General features: G+C 63.3%; 13 protein-coding genes and 1 tRNA gene. 9 read left to right on the forward strand and 5 right to left on the reverse strand.

Annotation, left to right across the window (positions count from 1 at the left end; translation table 11 throughout):
* Positions 1–76 precede the first annotated feature (76 nt).
* From BLT64_RS02585 to BLT64_RS02595, 3 genes are all read left to right on the forward strand, one after another.
* Positions 77–382 carry a hypothetical protein gene (locus BLT64_RS02585; protein WP_011747870.1) on the forward strand — a complete coding sequence of 102 codons (306 nt, stop codon included), beginning with the start codon at positions 77–79 and terminating at the stop codon, positions 380–382.
* A gap of 425 nt (positions 383–807) precedes the next feature.
* Positions 808–1,728, forward strand: coding sequence for a DUF481 domain-containing protein (locus tag BLT64_RS02590; protein WP_011747869.1), 921 nt, complete (start codon positions 808–810; stop codon positions 1,726–1,728).
* Positions 1,729–2,054: 326 nt separating this feature from the next.
* A complete protein-coding gene (locus BLT64_RS02595; protein ID WP_011747868.1) occupies positions 2,055–2,531 on the forward strand; it encodes an MmcB family DNA repair protein in 477 nt (158 codons plus the stop codon).
* On the opposite strand, the gene BLT64_RS02600 is transcribed toward BLT64_RS02595, so the two are convergent.
* Complete coding sequence (locus tag BLT64_RS02600) at positions 2,512–2,739, reverse strand: DUF6324 family protein (RefSeq protein WP_011747867.1); 228 nt, start codon at positions 2,737–2,739, stop codon at positions 2,512–2,514. The genes BLT64_RS02595 and BLT64_RS02600 overlap by 20 nt on opposite strands.
* Before the next feature lie 114 nt (positions 2,740–2,853).
* Here BLT64_RS02600 and BLT64_RS02605 point away from each other — a divergent pair.
* A tRNA-His gene (locus BLT64_RS02605) sits at positions 2,854–2,930 on the forward strand.
* A gap of 368 nt (positions 2,931–3,298) precedes the next feature.
* Here the strand turns inward: BLT64_RS02605 and BLT64_RS02610 are convergent.
* The 4 genes from BLT64_RS02610 to BLT64_RS02625 all read right to left on the reverse strand — a co-directional run bounded on the left by BLT64_RS02610 (position 3,299) and on the right by BLT64_RS02625 (position 6,124).
* Positions 3,299–4,540, reverse strand: a complete 1,242-nt coding sequence (locus BLT64_RS02610) for a type II toxin-antitoxin system HipA family toxin (protein WP_074810300.1) — start codon at positions 4,538–4,540, stop codon at positions 3,299–3,301.
* A complete protein-coding gene (locus BLT64_RS02615; protein ID WP_232290444.1) occupies positions 4,530–4,835 on the reverse strand; it encodes a helix-turn-helix domain-containing protein in 306 nt (101 codons plus the stop codon). Before BLT64_RS02615 ends, BLT64_RS02610 begins: the two co-directional genes overlap by 11 nt.
* Positions 4,836–5,173: 338 nt before the next feature.
* Positions 5,174–5,791 (reverse strand): plasmid pRiA4b ORF-3 family protein, encoded by a 618-nt coding sequence (locus BLT64_RS02620; RefSeq protein ID WP_011747864.1) that lies wholly within the window; start codon positions 5,789–5,791, stop codon positions 5,174–5,176.
* Positions 5,792–5,806: 15 nt separating this feature from the next.
* A complete protein-coding gene (locus BLT64_RS02625) occupies positions 5,807–6,124 on the reverse strand; it encodes an H-NS histone family protein (RefSeq protein WP_011747863.1) in 318 nt (105 codons plus the stop codon).
* A gap of 361 nt (positions 6,125–6,485) precedes the next feature.
* On the opposite strand from BLT64_RS02625, the gene BLT64_RS02630 reads away from it, so the two are divergent.
* The 5 genes from BLT64_RS02630 to BLT64_RS02650 all read left to right on the forward strand — a co-directional run bounded on the left by BLT64_RS02630 (position 6,486) and on the right by BLT64_RS02650 (position 13,491).
* Positions 6,486–7,448, forward strand: a complete 963-nt coding sequence (locus tag BLT64_RS02630) for an ArdC family protein (protein WP_011747862.1) — start codon at positions 6,486–6,488, stop codon at positions 7,446–7,448.
* Positions 7,445–7,840: a DUF2958 domain-containing protein gene (locus BLT64_RS02635; protein WP_011747861.1), complete on the forward strand. Its 396-nt coding sequence runs from the start codon at positions 7,445–7,447 to the stop codon at positions 7,838–7,840. Before BLT64_RS02630 ends, BLT64_RS02635 begins: the two co-directional genes overlap by 4 nt.
* Before the next feature lie 111 nt (positions 7,841–7,951).
* Positions 7,952–8,440 carry a RadC family protein gene (gene radC / locus BLT64_RS02640; protein ID WP_011747860.1) on the forward strand — a complete coding sequence of 163 codons (489 nt, stop codon included), beginning with the start codon at positions 7,952–7,954 and terminating at the stop codon, positions 8,438–8,440.
* A 116-nt stretch (positions 8,441–8,556) separates the two neighbouring features.
* Complete coding sequence (locus BLT64_RS02645; RefSeq protein ID WP_011747859.1) at positions 8,557–10,683, forward strand: ParB/RepB/Spo0J family partition protein; 2,127 nt, start codon at positions 8,557–8,559, stop codon at positions 10,681–10,683.
* A 312-nt stretch (positions 10,684–10,995) separates the two neighbouring features.
* A complete protein-coding gene (locus BLT64_RS02650; RefSeq protein ID WP_139171632.1) occupies positions 10,996–13,491 on the forward strand; it encodes a hypothetical protein in 2,496 nt (831 codons plus the stop codon).
* The last annotated feature ends 98 nt before the right edge of the window (positions 13,492–13,589 follow it).

The raw sequence follows: 13,589 nt of genomic DNA on the forward strand, positions 1-13,589 counted from the left end.
GCGGGGCGGCATTTTCCTTTGGGGTTGCCATCGACCGCGCTAGGATGGGCTGGTTCATCTGTTTTCGGGGACGCTCATGCCGCAACTCGTCCGGCTGTATATCGTCAGCATCGCCATCGGCTTTGCGCTGGCGCTGCTGTTCACCGCGCTGCTGCTGGCGCTGGACGTGGCGACGCTGCGGCATCTGGTGACCGCCACGCGCGGCGGCTGGATCGCAGTGCTGATGCTGGTCGTCTTTCACACCATCCTCTTTTCAGGGGTGCAGTTCGGCATCCGCGTCATGCTGATGGCCCGCAGGGACGGCCCGAGTGGCGGGTTGCGGCAGCGGATTCGCCGCCGCCCCGCGCCCGCCCTGGCCTCCGCCGCCACGCGCCGGCGCTGATCGCCGCGCCGGTTCGTGACCGGCGCTGCATTTTTGCGTCGCCACTGTGGACCTTTCGCAACAATTTTATCCTGCAAAAGGCAGTGATCGGCTGCCTTTTTTTTGTGCAATAGGCTTTCGTCATCCGCATGTTTCCAAACGCTCATCTTTCGTGAGCGATGTGGTGCCTTATTTCCAGCTGACCTCGCGCCGAAAATTCCCGTGCAACCTCCGGGTGAAATGGTTTCATCACGATTTCGCATGATCCGATTTCCGCCGATGCGTTGGTTCCCGGGGAATTTCACGTTTTTGCGAGTTCGAGCGCAGTTTTGCCGCCCCCTTTATCGGCGGGCGGACGGGTTCTACCTCTGGGCCAGCAGAGATGCTCGTGGCCTCGGAAGGCCGGCGCCACGGACACGAAACGGTTCGGAAAAGGACTGACAAAGATGAAGACGCTTGCTTACCTCGCCGGTGCCACGGCTCTGGCCGCCGCATTCTCGGCCCCCGCCTTCGCGCAATCCGAAATCGCCACGGGCGCCAACGCCACCGGCATTTCCTCGGTCAACGAACAGATGAAGGATGTCGAAGAATCGGTTCGCGACGATTTCGACCGCTCGTCCGACGCCTATCGCTTCGGCAATCCCGAGCGCCGCGAAGGCCTGTTCGGTTCGGTCGCGCTGAGCTATGTCGGCCGCACCGGCAACAGCGAGAACCAGGACTTCAGCCTGGCCGGCCGCCTGTCGTCGAACCAGGGCCGCTTCTCGCAGTCGGTCGGTATCCTGCTTGAATACGGCGAGAACAACGCCGGCGACACGGATACCGAAAAGACCTATGTCATCTACGAAGGCATGTATGACATCAACGACCGCTTCTACGGCTTCGCCCTGGGTCGTCTGACGACCGACGCGCTGGCCAACGATCCGGTCAGCCTGGGCACCGACGAAAGCTTCGCCGATCTGGACGGCCGCCTGAAGCGTGACGCCTATTTCGGCGTCGGTCCGGGTTACCGCGTGATCAACACCGACACCACCGCCTGGCGCGTGCAGGCTGCCGTCGGCGTGCGCTACACCAAGGCCGTGGACGTGATCGACCCGGTCGCCGAGTCCTATGAATACAACACGGAAACCGAAGTCGGCTACCTGCTGTCGTCGCGTTTCTACCACCGGATCAACGACCAGTTCTTCATCACCAACGACACCGACTACCTGACCTCGGACGCGAACGATACCGCGACCAACGAGCTGGGTCTGAACTTCAAGATGACGGACGCCTTCGCGACCCGGATCTCCTACAAGACGGAATATGTCTCGGATCGGGCGACCCGCACCGACAACACGCTGGGCGTGTCGCTGGTCTACGGCTTCTGATCGAGCAGAATATCCCTCCTCTCTCCAGGGCGGCCTTCGGGTCGCCCTTTTTTTATCGGTGGGTGAGGGGGAAAGCGGTGGCGGGAACCGCAGCGACCGTGGCGGCGCAGGTTTCCCCGAAAGCCTGGATGTCCAGGTGGGAGCCGGATAACGGGACCAGGGCCCCGACAGAGCCAGCCCCCTCGGTGAAATTATAGGCCAGTGAGAAAAATGGCCGCACACGAGAAGAGCAGAAACCCGCCAGCTCCCTAGATAGGACGGCGGCCGCTGCGCCGCAAGGGCGGCGCGGGCTTGCAAGATGTTTCCGTTTCGTTCATGGTCGGGGCATGAACAGCGCCGCCGATCAACCTGGTGACCTGCTGCCCGTCCTGCCGGGCCAACGGCTGGCGCGCGGCGTGGCGCGGCTGCTGGCCGGGCTCGGCCATGCGGCGCTGCCGGAATTCGTGCCGACGGGCGGGTTGCGGGTCGATGTCATCTCGGTCTCGCCCAAGGGCGAGATCTGGGTCGTCGAATGCAAGAGCTGCCGGGCCGATTTCGTCTCGGATCGGAAATGGCAGGGCTATCTGGAGTTCTGCGACCGCTTCTTCTGGGCGGTGGATGCCGATTTTCCCGAGGAACTGCTGCCCGCGGGCTCGGGCCTGATCCGCGCCGATTCCTGGGGGGGCGAGTTGATCCGCATGGCGCCCGAAACCCGGCTGGCCGGGGCGCGGCGCACACGGCTCTTGCGCGACATCGCCCGGGTCTCGACGGCGCGGCTCTTGGCGCTGACCGATCCGATGGGGATCAGCGGCGCGGCTTCTTGACGCCCTTGCCCGGCTTGGCGGGACCGCCGATGCTGCGCGCGGCCTCGGCGGCGGCCAGCAGTTCCTCGGCGATCTCCTCGGCCTCCTCGGGGTCGAAATCCAGCGGCAGCTCGATATTCTCGGCCTCGACATAGATCCGGACCATGCCGTGGTCGGTGGGGCCGATCTGAAGATTGGCGGCGATGTCGCTTTGGCTGTTGATGCTCATGCTGGTTCTCCTGGCGCCTGGCCGGTGGATCTGGGGATTTTCCTTAACCCGCATGCGAAAATCCGGCAAGACGGGCTTGCACAGGCCGGTGGCTGGCGCTAGATACCCGCCTGTGCCGCCTTAGCTCAGTTGGTTAGAGCGCTAGATTGTGGATCTAGAGGTCCCCCGTTCGAGCCGGGGAGGCGGTACCACCGTAATCAGGCAGTCGGAACCCATGGCCACGGTCCAGAACAATGGCATCGCGGATGCGGCGCGGCTTTCCGTCGCGCCGATGATGGATAAGGTGGATTGTTGTTGTAAATCAAATGTTTGATGGGTTTTGTGTGCAGTATTTGCACACGAGTTTTCGTGCTTTGTTTCCTTCTCATTCGCGCGATACGTCGCGATTCAGCCGCCGTAGCCGCGATCTTCATGCAACCCGCGCAGGCTGAATGAATTTCGTCTGAATGGAGTGTCCGTCCCGCCATTAGGTTGGACCGATTGTCACTGCCGATATGGCTTGCCGATCCACGATCACCAACTGGGGCTTGTCTGGAAATTCCCGACTTCGGTCGCCCGGTCACCCGACCAGAATGGCCGTCATCGTCCGGACATGGGCGTCGATGCGCTCCAGGACCGCGCCGGGTACGACGGCGCGTTCGGGCAGATCCCACCAATGCGCGTCGACCGCCTGAACGGTTTCGGCAACCGCCTTCAAAACGGCGGGTTCGGGGAGCTTGGCGCGGTTAGCGAAAGTCTTCCAGCGCGCCGAGGTCAGTGCTTTGAAGGCGCGCTCGCCGCCGAGCGATAGGGCTAGGTCGTCCGCAGGAAGATAAGGGATGGTCGAGAGCAGGTCGTAGACGGGCGCGAGGGCAGGGGCGTTGCCGTCCCCGGGGTAGATCAGCGACCAGTTTTTCAGGTGCATGTCGCCGTTGCCCATGATCACCGAGAGCGCAAGACGCCGGACGAACTCCAGCGCCGCCAACGGAGAAATGGCGATGCTGAGCGCTGATGCGATGTCGTGATAGGCTGCACCTTCGTATTTGCGCGCGGGAGGAATGCCGAACACCTGGGCGAAATCCTCGATATGGATGCGCTGGCCGCCCGGCCCGCGATCGAAGCGGCGCAGCAGCAGGACCCGCCCCTCGGTCATGGTCTCGAATTCCGCCGGGATGCCGTCGAACTGGTCGCGGGTGACAAGCTCGCGCTCGAGCACCTCCATGCCGATCGCTTCGGCCAGTGCGAGGTTGGCAAATTCGTTCTCCGACACCGCCGGAAACGCCGTGGAGGGGAACTTGGCGATATATTGTCCGTCGCCGTCGCCGAGCGGCACGGTCAGCCCGCCGCCCTTGCCGGTATTCTTCATCACCGAGAGCTTCATCTGGACGCCGGCCAGAGAGAAACGAGCTTTCGGCGCCGTCTGCGTGGGCTTCGCCGGGGCCAGGACAGGGCCGTCGCCCGGAAGGGCGCGCACCGCGCCGGGCAGATCGGCCCCGAGCGCTGCGAGCAGGTCGAAGTCATTCCCGGGACGGACGCGCCCGGCGTGATGCTTCTCCATCGCGTCGCGCAGCTTGTCCTCGGGAAGCAGGTTGGCGAAGAAGGCCGGCAGGGCACCTGCGATCGGCCGCGGATCCTTGCGCAGCCCGCCATTCGCCGCCCGGAAGGATAGACTGAGGATGGGGTATCCACCTGTCGCACGATAGGCAGCATCGAAGCTGAAAGCGTTGAAATCGCCCGGGGTTCGGACGATGGTGCCGACCTTGTGCTGGTTCAGGAAGATATCCAGCGCCTGAACGTTGGCGGCGGTGCGTTCAGCGCTCATCGTCAGGCTCCGGCTGGGGGATGAAAGCCGGGGCATCCTCGCCTGTCTCGGGGCTGAGCAAGGTGTTGACTGCCGGCACCAGGAACTGCGGAATCAACATCATCTCGAGCCCGAGCGCGCGCGCAACATTCATCAGAGTAGTGGCGCGCGCGGCGGCAGCGCCCGTCTCGATGTCGCGGTAGCGCGGGCGGGAAATGCCAGCCAACTCGGCGACCTGTTCCTGGGTCAACCCGGCGGCCAGCCGCGCCCGGCGAAGCTGTGCGCCGATCGTGTGAAGAGAGGTTGTTTCGGGCACCAAGGATACCTTTGCGATTCATGCGATCGATATTGATCTGAAAACATATCATCATCCCGCTAAAACAGCAAGAATATGATCTGTATCCATATCTTCATGTTGTCTGAAGATACGTATAGGTAACATTGATGTGGGAGCCAAGGAACGACGGCAAAACGCGCAATCCGGTCGCACATAAGGAGCGTATCTGATGGGGGGCGACCTTCAGACGTAGGCGACGATCTGTTTTACGATGGGATGCATCCAGGCGGGCACAGGGGCGATGCCAGAAATCTGAACAGCCGGGAGGAGGGTCATCCAGGCCCGCAGCACCGCCTTGAGGGCCAAGCCCTCTGCGCTCACCGACCAGAAGGCTTTGGCTTGGGCTGATGCAGGCGTCGGCTGGTGTTCTTGCGGAAGGTGTTGCGGAGATCCTTGTTGATCAGGTCGATGTCGAACCAGTCCGGATCGAAATGCCCGCCGGCCCAGTGAAGGTTGGAGCTGTGGTCCTCATGGTTCGGATCGCGGATGGTCTCGAGGAAATCGGCATAGGACCAGGGGCCGCCGACGTCCCCGGGCGGCCGAGCACGGGCCCCTTCGGTGCATTCTGCTTGGCGGGGCAGGGGATCGAGGGACAGCCACTCCTCGATCCGGATCACATGGGTCCAGTCATCGCCAAAGTCGTAGAGATAAGTGAAGGTCAGATCCTGGCCGGTGAAATCCGCCAGCCTGACCCCGGTGTAGTCGAAGGTCTGCGGGCCCCCGAAACCATCCTCCAGCTGATCGGGGTCGCCATATCGCAGCCCGCCGATCCGGAACTCATGCAGATGGCTGTCGGTCCAGCTGAACGCGGCCTGCAGCACCAGATGCAGCCTGTCGAGCGTCCAGTCCGACGGCACGACAAGTCGCCGCCAGATCGGCGGGTCAATCTCCGCCAGAGAGACATGCAGGCGGACGGCATTCGCGGGCTGGTACAAGGCAGGTCCTCCTGATCAGATCGCAAAATCCTCGAGCGATTTTCCCGAAGCCAGCGCCTCGGCGATCCATGCCGGTTTGCGCCCACGACCGGACCAGGTGATTTCGGCGTTTTCCGGGTGGCGGTACTTGGGCGCAGACGCCGTGCGTTTCCGGGTGGGAGCGGCTTCCGCAAGCTCGTCGAAACTGAAACCGAGTTCGCGGGCCAATTCGTCAACCTTGGCGCGGGCCTCGGCCTTGCGACGGTTCTCGAAACTGGCGATGGCCTTCGCAACATTCTTTTCCAGTTGCTTCAACTCGGCGAGCGACAAGGCGTTAAGATCGATATCCGTCATTTGGTCCTCTTTTATTGGCCGTTGGCTTTGATCCCGAGCTCTCGGGAAGGAAGGGGTCAGGCGCTGGAAAGCACGCACCGCGATTGCGTGTCAGATAAGCGCAGATATCCTGGGGATTACAACACGTCGGGGATTGGGGCTCGCGAGTGTTGGCTTTTGCCTTTTTCACGCTTGGCTCGGCTGAATGCGAGGATCGTCTGGGGGAAAGCCTTCCCCCTGGTCGTCACTGGCATTGCCGACACACCCCCATCAGCGGGGAGACCCCGCAACGCCCCCCGAGAGTGAAAGTGCGGGCGGGTTTTCCGTGACGGGTTGAGGGCTGGAGGAGAGGCCTCCGGCGCCTGTCGCGGAGATCATCCCGATGACCAGAGAACATCGCGCGGCCCGCAAGAGCGGCCCGCGTACCAACCTTTATGACGACATCACCGACAAGATCATCGCCGAGCTGGAGGGAGGCCGGCTGCCCTGGGTCCAGCCCTGGGGGACTGCGGCGGTGCAGGCGCCGCTCGCCATGCCGCGCAACGCCAGCACGGGTCGGCAATACTCCGGGATCAATGTCCTGATCCTCTGGGGCGCCGTCATCCAGCAGGGCTATCCAACCCAGCACTGGCTGACCTTCCGCCAGGCGCTCTCGCTTGGCGGCAATGTCCGCAAGGGCGAGCGCGGCACGACCGTTGTCTATGCCGACCGATTCACGCCTGAAGACGAGAAGCGCCGCGCCCGGGAGACCGGGGAAGACGCAAACAGCATCCCGTTTCTGAAGCGCTTTACCGTGTTCAACGCGGCGCAATGCGAGGGTCTGCACGACGGCATCGCCGTCGAGGCACCGCCACCGCTGCCCGGGCTGATTGAGCCGCAGGTCGAGGCATTGATCGCGGCGACCGGTATCGACTTCCGGATCGGCGGCAACCGCGCCTTCTATGTACCCGCGCTCGACTATGTGCAGGTGCCACCTCCGCAGGCCTATTTCGAGCCGATCAACTGGCACCGCACGGCGCTGCACGAGATGGGGCACGCGACAGGACATGCCTCACGGTTGGGGCGGGACTTCTCGGGGAATTTCGGCACGAGGAAATATGCTTTCGAGGAACTGATCGCCGAGATTTCGAGCGCGTTCTGTTGCGCCTCGCTCGGGATTCTCCCGACGGTGCGCCACGCCGATTACGTGGGCGCGTGGCTGGAGGTGATGCGCGAGGATTCCCGCGCCATCGTGCGTGCCGCCTCGCAGGCCAGCAAGGCTGCCGACTGGCTTCTGGCCCATCTGCCCGACGACAGCACCGATGTTGAGCGGCAGACCCCGACGGAAGGGAGGGCCGCGGCATGATCCTCCTGACCGACACACAGCGTGACCGTTTGCTGGCGAATGGCCGCGATCGCGATCAGGATCACATTCCGGTCGTGAAGTTCTTCAATCCCTTCGGCGCCGGTGTCTGGCTTGCGACCGAGCTCGACCTGGACGGCGACATCATGTTTGGCCTGGCCGACATTGGCTACCCGGAGCTTGGCTCCTGGAGCCTTAACGAACTGCGTTCCATTCGATTGCCCTTCGGCATGGGTATCGAGCGGGATCTGCTGTTCACGGGGGACTTCCCGATCTCGGTTTGGGCCGGCGCCGCCCGCGAAACCGGCAGCATTCGCGATGCCGAGCGCCTGCTTTATCGCTCGGGCCGCCTGTCAGGTGGGACACGACCCGACACGGAGCCTCCGCGTTCCTGAGGGGTTCTGCAGCTTCGGCGCCGCTCTCTTCGCAGGAAGAGGGCGGCGCTTCTTCTCGTGACGCGGTGAAAGCTCCGGCGCCCGGCCGGCTGCCCGTCGGAGAACAGCGCCATGACACGAAACACGAGAACACCCGCCATCGAAGCACAGCCGCACCGGTTCTCCGCTCAGGAGCAGGCCGTAGTCTACGAGGCCCGGCAGATCCTGCTGCGCCACCTCAATCAGAACCCTGTCCTGACGTCCTGGCAGGCGGTGCTCGACTATTGCGCGCTCACCATCAGGGGCGATGTGGAGCGTTTCCATGTCCTCTATCTCGATCGCAGGAACCGGCTGATCTCTGACGAATGCCTCGCCATCGGCACGGTCGATCATGTCCCGGTCTATCCCCGGGAGGTGCTGCGGCGCTGCCTGGCGCTCAATGCCTCGGCGCTGATCATCGTCCACAATCATCCGGCCGGCGATCCCGAGCCCTCAGCCGCCGACTTCGCGATGACGAAAGAAATCCGAAACGCCTCTGCGTCCCTGGGGGTGATACTGCACGACCACATCATCACCGGGGCTGGACGGGAGACAAGCCTGCGCGCCCGCGGCGAGCTTTGATGGGTATTCGGGATCATACTCGGCTCGGCCATGAGAGGGAAAGGAGGGTGGGGGTTTCGTGACGGGCTGGTTGCCGGAGAGAGAGGCTCCCCGGCGTCCGTCACGGAGACCCTGACATGGCCACTGCCACGCAGAAAATCACCCTGTCGTCCTCGCGCGACATCCCCTTCAACAAGCTGATGCTCAGCCAGTCCAACGTCCGTCGCGTGAAAGCCGGTATCTCGGTCGAGGAACTGGCCGAGTCCATCGCCCGGCGCGGGCTGATCCAGTCCCTGCATGTCCGGCCCGAGCTCGACGCCGACGGTCAGGAAACCGGCCTTTTCGAGGTGCCGGCTGGCGGCCGCCGCTATCGCGCGCTGGAGCTTTTGGTCAAACAGAAGCGCCTGAACAAGACCACGCCGGTGCCCTGTATCGTCTCGGAGGCCAGTGACGACATCCTGATCGATGAGGTCTCGCTGGCCGAGAATATCGAGCGTGCGCCGCTTCATCCGCTCGACCAGTTCCGCGCCTTCCAGGTCCTTCGTGAAAAGGGCATGAGCGAGGAGGAAATCGCCGCGGCTTTTTTCGTCGACGCCAAGGTGGTGAAGCAGCGTCTGCGCCTCGTTTCGGTCTCGCCGGCGCTGCTCGAGACCTATGCCGAGGACGGCATGACGCTGGAACAGCTCATGGCCTTCACCGTTTCTGACGACCACGCCCGCCAAGAACAGGTCTGGGAGGCGATCAAGGATAGTTGGCAGAAGGAGCCATACACCATCCGGCGCATGCTGACCGAGACCACGGTGCGCGCTTCCGACAAGCGGGCGCTCTTCGTCGGCATTGAGGCCTATGAGGCGGCGGGCGGCTATGTGCTGCGCGATCTCTTCCAGCAGGACGATGGCGGCTGGCTCCAGGACCCGGTGCTGCTCGACCGGCTGGCGGGCGAGAAGCTGAAGGCCGAGGCGGAGACCATCGCCGCCGAGGGCTGGAAATGGATCGAGGTCGCGGTGGATTTCCCCTATGGCCATACCAGCGGCATGCGCCGTCTGGCCGGCACCACCATCGACCTGACCGATCAGGAGCGTGCCGAGCGTGAGAAGCTCCGTGATGAGTTCGACGAGCTGGAGGCGCAGTATGCCGAGGCCGAGGAATTGCCCGACCAAGTGGATGCGCGGCTCGGGGAGATCGAGGAGGCGCTGGAGGTCTTCGAGGCCCGGCCGATGCGCTATGGCGCGGACCAGATGGCGAGGACCGGTGTCTTCGTCAGCATCCGCTACGACGGCCAGCTCGCGGTCGAGCGCGGCTATGTCCGCGCCGACGATGAGGCTGTGGAAGGTCAGGACGGGAAGGGGGGCGATGGTTGTTCTCCCGTGGGTTGCGAGTCTGCTGGTATGCAGCGCGCTGTCATCACGGTGGGCGGCACGGCGACCGAAGCCGAGGAGGACGAAGAGCTTGAGAGCATCCGGCCTCTGCCCGATCGGCTCGTCAGCGAGCTGACCGCGCATCGCACGCTGGCGCTCCGCGATGCCGTGGCGGCGAACCCGCATGTCGCCATGACGGCGCTGCTGCATCGGCTGGTCACCGATTGCTTCCTGCCGCATTCCACCAGGGGGTGCCTCGAGGCTCATGTCCGGGAGGTTCACTTCCCGGCGCAGGCCGACGACCTCGCCGAAAGCGTCTCGGCGCGCGCCATCGCCGAGCGGCACGAACGCTGGGGTGATCATATCCCGGCTGACGATGCGGCGCTCTGGGACTGGCTCACGGATCAGGACGACGACACCCGCATGGAGTTGCTCGCCCATTGCGTTAGCTTCGGCGTCAACGCCCTGCACGAGAAGCCCAACCCCTATGGCGGCATGGGCGTCAGCCAGCACGGGCTCGACGTGCGCCTGTCCCAGGCCGACCGGCTGGCGCGGGCAGCTGGCCTCGACATGGTGGCGGTGGGGTGGCGGCCGACCGTCGGCAACTATCTCGGTCGCGTGACCAAGCCCCGGATCATCGAGGCGGTGCGCGAGGGCGCTGACGAGCGGGCCGCCCAGCTCATCGACCACCTCAAGAAGGGCGATATGGCCAAAGAGGCCGAGCGGCTACTGGCAGAAACCGGCTGGTTGCCGGCGCCACTGCGCATGGTGGATCGCGATGCCGATATCGCGGTGGATGCCGGGGTCGACATGGAGGCGGACGATTTGCCTGAATTCCTTGCCGGCGATGGCGAGGATGAAGACGCCACGGAGGACGAAGAGCAGTCGATGGTCGCCGCCGAATGATGCTCAGGCGGGGTGGCCTTCGCTGCCCCGCCTCATCCCTTCCGTTTCCGCAACACGCCCGGTCCTCGTGGGAGCCATTCCGTACCGTAGGACACACGCCCTACTTGCCTGCCGACCAAGAGGTCGGCAGGCTTTTGTTTTTCCGTCTTAATTTCGTCTGATTTTTCCGCCATCAGGGTCGGAATGGCGGGAAGTTCGAACTTCCCGCGGCGTGGCGCTTTGGCGTCCATCTGATTTCGTCATTGGCCAGACTGGCCAATCTTGGAGGCGTGCGAGCTCTTGACACAGAAACGGACGAAAGGACCGAACAAGGTGAAGAGCCTGAAAAACCTCACGCTTGCGCAAATATACCCCCGCGTCTCGGGCGATACAAATTTCAACTGCTGTGGTGATCCCGACTGCGGGAACTATGGGATCGAACCGGCGCCTACGAGGCATGCCTTTGTCGGGCGCGGCGCGTCCGAGAAGCGGTTGAGGGCCGCCATGGCTGATCCCAAGATCGCGCGCGGCGTCGGTCGCTACAAGATCGAGGCGGAAAGCGGCGACAACCTCCATCGCGTGACCGATGCGTTCGAGTTCGCTGGCGATCCGTGCGCGTGGAATGACGGTCGGGTCCTGGTCTGTCAGCACCTCCGAGGCAACTCAGAATGCGGGGTCCGGACCCGGCTGATTTCGAACGAGGCCTACGAGGAAGAACGAAATCGACTTTGGGTCCAGAACGGTGCCCTGGAGGGACCAATCTGCGGCAACTGCGGCACTGCCTATCTGGAAAAGCCTGAGGAGTTCATCTTCAACGGCGCCAACGGCAAACCGTCGCGAAAGGTCGGCCACAAAAAGGGTTCTGTGCCCCGCGCGCGCTCCGTCAGAGTGATCCACAAGCCCTGCAAGGGGCTGCCTGGCGCCCGTTTCACGGTATCGAGCGAACATCGTCGCCAGAAGAAGCGCGACGAGAACATCGAGATCTTGTCCCTGCTGGCCAACGGCACCGGTCTTCACGACATCCGCCGTATCCTCCGGACGCCGAGAGGCGAAACGGAGCCGGGGATGTCCAGGCTCTACGATCGCATCTTCTGGTTGGAGCGGACCCTCCTCGCCTACGAACAGGCGCAACTCGCGGAATGGCGAAAGCGCGTCGAACGGCAGCGCATCAAGGACGGCAAGCCATACATCCATACCCGCATCGCCCACGACGACATCGTCGTCGGCGTGAACTGGCAGACGAAGATCGACCGTAAGATTACGCAGCTGAACTGCTCGGTCAGCGCCGACATTCGGTCAGGCTATGTCTTTCGCTGCGATGTGGATTTCGATCCGACCATCGACCCGCTTGAAGTGATCGAGGACGCCTATTTCGGCGTCGCTCGGGACTCGGCCCTCCGAAAGCAATACCGGAACTCGGACGGCATCTTCACCGCGCCACTGCTCCACTTTCAAAGGCCGACAGCGCGGTTCGACGAGCCGGCGCTCTTCACCGCTGCCGAGATGCGCCTGCACCACTTTGTGTGGCGGACCGCCAAAGCATTCGAGGCTGCAGGAGAGGCACTTTCGCCTGAGGCCCACATGGCGACGCAGGCCGCCAGCACTCGGGCAGACGAGATCGAACACCTGCGCGAGCACTGGTTCAACTTCGTGAAGCACGAGCGCGACAGCCGAAACGCCTTCGATGGGGTTATGACCCGTGATACCTACACGAAGGCGGCGTCCCTCGCGTGCCTCAAGTGGATGATCCCCAGCGGTAAGCTCACGCTCGTCGGCGAAAGGGAGGGGCAGATGGCCCGCGTGGTGCCGCATATTTTCCGTGAGGAGATCCTGGCGGACAGATTCGAATGGGCCATCATTGGGTTCACGAAGGATGCGTCGATCGACCATATCCGGGAAAAGCAGGCGGAGTTTTCGGAGAGCCTCGCGGAGTGGCGCAAGATACACCCCGACCTGACACCGTGGGACGCACTACAAAGCTGGACTTCCGCGAACCTGAGGCCTGCCTACCGCACCGACCCGAACGACCAGTCGAAAAGCCCGATCGTGGGGCCGAACCTTGCCTCCGCCGCGTTCCCGCGCTTGTGGGTCAAAAGCCCCATCCAGACGGCCAATGAGATCGACAAGACCGTGGGCTTCCCGATCCTGTCGCCGCGTTATCGCGCCGCCTATCGACGGCTGGGCATCGACGATGAGATAGACGATCCAGACCTTCGCGCTGCCATCACCCGAAGGGTCATCCACGCAACGATCCAGCCGACTTCTACCTTTATGAACGCCATCCGCGAGCGGGTCAGTATCATCCAGCGGGCGGGTGGCCGCAGTTCTCGTGTAGGCGCAAAATACATCAACGGTGCCGCCTACAATCCGCGCGTCCTGATCGCCCTGATGAACATATGGCGCGTGCACTACAACTTCTTCGACTGGCGGCCCTACCAGCAGCCTCTGGAAGAGGAGGCATCATCGCCAGAAGGTGCAGGGTCCGACGCAGGCGACGAGAATGTTGGTGTGGCAGAGAATGGCGAGCAGTTCAGGCGTCTCGCGGTGCCGGGGACAGACAAGGCGATCCTTGTTCCAAAAAGGCGAACCAATAAGATCGTCCGGACTACCCCTGCGATGCGGATGGGTGTCCATCAACCGTCGAAACCGAAGGACCCGGAGCAGGAAGCAGGCATTACCGAAGAGGCGGAAGCCCCGGGTGGAGCCAGCCAGAAAAAGCAAGACCGCCGACGGGACGACCGTCCTCACCTGCCCGACCTCGCCCGGATTCTCTACCAACCTTGGCTGTTTCACGGCACGCCGATGTGGGCAAAACTTCAGGGTCGATGACCGCTTCAAACAGAAAACGGGCGACAGTTTCCTGCCGCCCGTGTCCTACATCTCGGAATGGCTCCGTCCTCGTGACCGGGCTTTTTCTTTGGAGAAAT

Origin of the sequence: Paracoccus denitrificans, from assembly GCF_900100045.1 — a bacterium.
In the GTDB taxonomy this organism is placed as follows: domain Bacteria; phylum Pseudomonadota; class Alphaproteobacteria; order Rhodobacterales; family Rhodobacteraceae; genus Paracoccus; species Paracoccus denitrificans.

Coding starts and splice junctions, on each gene's coding strand:
- BLT64_RS02585 (WP_011747870.1), top strand. CDS start 77: ATGCCGCAACTCGTCCGGCTGTATATCGTCAGCATCGCCATCGGCTTT.
- BLT64_RS02590 (WP_011747869.1), top strand. CDS start 808: ATGAAGACGCTTGCTTACCTCGCCGGTGCCACGGCTCTGGCCGCCGCA.
- BLT64_RS02595 (WP_011747868.1), top strand. CDS start 2,055: ATGAACAGCGCCGCCGATCAACCTGGTGACCTGCTGCCCGTCCTGCCG.
- BLT64_RS02600 (WP_011747867.1), bottom strand. CDS start 2,739: ATGAGCATCAACAGCCAAAGCGACATCGCCGCCAATCTTCAGATCGGC.
- BLT64_RS02610 (WP_074810300.1), bottom strand. CDS start 4,540: ATGAGCGCTGAACGCACCGCCGCCAACGTTCAGGCGCTGGATATCTTC.
- BLT64_RS02625 (WP_011747863.1), bottom strand. CDS start 6,124: ATGACGGATATCGATCTTAACGCCTTGTCGCTCGCCGAGTTGAAGCAA.
- BLT64_RS02630 (WP_011747862.1), top strand. CDS start 6,486: ATGACCAGAGAACATCGCGCGGCCCGCAAGAGCGGCCCGCGTACCAAC.
- BLT64_RS02635 (WP_011747861.1), top strand. CDS start 7,445: ATGATCCTCCTGACCGACACACAGCGTGACCGTTTGCTGGCGAATGGC.
- radC (WP_011747860.1), top strand. CDS start 7,952: ATGACACGAAACACGAGAACACCCGCCATCGAAGCACAGCCGCACCGG.
- BLT64_RS02645 (WP_011747859.1), top strand. CDS start 8,557: ATGGCCACTGCCACGCAGAAAATCACCCTGTCGTCCTCGCGCGACATC.